Origin of the sequence: Candidatus Frankia nodulisporulans (genome assembly GCF_902806475.1) — a bacterium.
In the GTDB taxonomy this organism is placed as follows: Bacteria; Actinomycetota; Actinomycetes; order Frankiales; family Frankiaceae; genus Frankia; species Frankia umida.
On record NZ_CADCWS010000441.1, the window covers coordinates 1 to 1,905 of the forward strand.

Consider the following 1,905-nt stretch of genomic DNA (forward strand, 5'->3'; position numbering starts at 1 on the left):
AGGCCCGCCATGCCCGACAACCTGACCGCCACGGACCTCTGGGCCGACCCGGCCCGCCGCCTGGACACCCCCCACCGGAGGTGTCCCCGGCGGACGCCGCCCCCCTGGGCGCCGCACCGCTCAGCGCCACCCCACCCGGCCTCGCCCCGTCGACCGGCCACGACAGCGGACCCCACCCGGCGCCGCCCGTCCAGCGGACGCGACCGCCCCAGGACCGCGAGGCCACCGACGGCCGTGAGATCACCGGCGACCGCGAGGCCACCGAGGAACTCGAGGCCGCCGGGGTCGTGGCGGTGTCGGAGGCGAGCAGCCACGAGTCGTACGAGACGGTCGGCTGGTGGCACCGGGCCGCCGCCACCCTGCGGCCGCTGGGCCGCCGGCCCGGGTTCGTCCTCGCGGTCCTGTTCGTGATCGTGTCGGGCCTGGCGCCGGGACTGTTCACCTCACGCAGCCCCTCGGACACCTCGCCGGCGGAGAAACTGCGGGGCCCGAGCTTCTCGCACCTGTTCGGCACCGACGAACTGGGCCGGGACCTGTTCACCCGGATGCTGCACGGCTCCACCCTGACCATCAAGGTCACCGGCGGATCGGTGCTGATCGCCATCGTCGCCGGCTTGGCCCTGGGCATCGTCTCCGGCTTCTTCGGCGGCTGGATCGACGTGCTGCTGATGCGGATCGTCGACGTGCTGCTGGCCATCCCGATCCTGATGATGGCCCTGACCATCATCACCGCCCTCGGGTTCGGCCTGGTGCCGATGGCGATCGCGGTCGCGGTCGGCATCACCCCCGGCTTCGCCCGCACCACCCGAGCCGAGGTGCTGCGGGTCCGCTCGCAGCCCTACGTCGAGGCGGCCCGCACCGGCGGGGCGTCCTGGGGACGGGTGCTGTGGCGCCACATCCTGCCGAACTCGTGGGGGCCGGTCGGTGTGCTCGCCGTCCTCGACTTCGGCACCGCCGTGCTGCTGGTGTCCACGCTGAGCTTCCTCGGTTTCGGCAGTCCGCCACCGGCCGCCGAATGGGGCAGCCTCATCTCCCACGGACGCAACTTCCTGATCACCAGCCCCTGGCTGTCGCTGCTGCCGGGCCTGTTCGTCGGCCTGGTCGTGTTCAGCCTCAACCACGTGGCCCGTACCCTCGAGGAGCTGGAGCGGTGAGCGAGACCCTGGTGGACCTGGCCGGTCTGTCGGTCGGCTACCGTGCCCGCGGCCGGGTCGTACCCGCCGTCGAGGACCTCAGCCTCACCGTCACCGCGGGGGAGACCGTCGCCGTCGTCGGCGAGTCCGGTTCGGGCAAGACGACCGCCGCCAACGCGGTCCTCGGCCTGCTCCCCGCCAACGGGGTGGTCACCGCCGGGCGGATCACCCTCGCCGGCACCGATGTCACCGCCGCCCCCGAACGGGTCCTGCGCCGGCTGCGCGGCCCGTTCGTCGGCCTCGTCCCGCAGGACCCGATGGTCGGCCTCAACCCGACGATGCGCATCGGCAACCAGGTCGGCGAGGCCGTGCGCCGCCGCGGCGTGGACCGCCGGCTGGTGCCCGCCGAGGTGCGTGAGGCCCTGGAACGAGCCGGTGTCGACCGGCCGGCGATGCGGGCCCGGCAGTACCCCAACGAACTGTCCGGCGGCCTGCGCCAGCGGGTGCTCATCGCCATCGCGCTCGCCGGCCAGCCACGGCTGATCATCGCCGACGAACCGACCAGCGCCCTGGACGTCACCGTCCAACGTCGCATCCTCGACCATCTCGCGAGCCTGGTGCGCGAGTCCGGCACCTCGCTGCTGATCATCACCCACGACCTGGGGGTCGCCGCCGACCGGGCCGACCGGGTCGTGGTCATGCGCCGCGGCCGCATCGTCGAACAGGGCGGCCCCCGCGAGATCCTGCTGCACCCCCGCGAGGCCTACACCCG

At 73.6% G+C, this 1,905-nt stretch carries 2 protein-coding genes; both read left to right on the forward strand.

Annotated features, from left to right (window positions below):
- The first annotated feature begins 359 nt into the window (after positions 1–359).
- Positions 360–1,154 carry an ABC transporter permease gene (locus tag G6R24_RS20600; RefSeq protein ID WP_225438875.1) on the forward strand — a complete coding sequence of 265 codons (795 nt, stop codon included), beginning with the start codon at positions 360–362 and terminating at the stop codon, positions 1,152–1,154.
- Positions 1,151–1,905, forward strand: a 755-nt coding sequence (locus tag G6R24_RS20605) for an ABC transporter ATP-binding protein (protein ID WP_192029221.1), incomplete at its 3' end; no start/stop codon positions are given. The genes G6R24_RS20600 and G6R24_RS20605, both read left to right, overlap by 4 nt.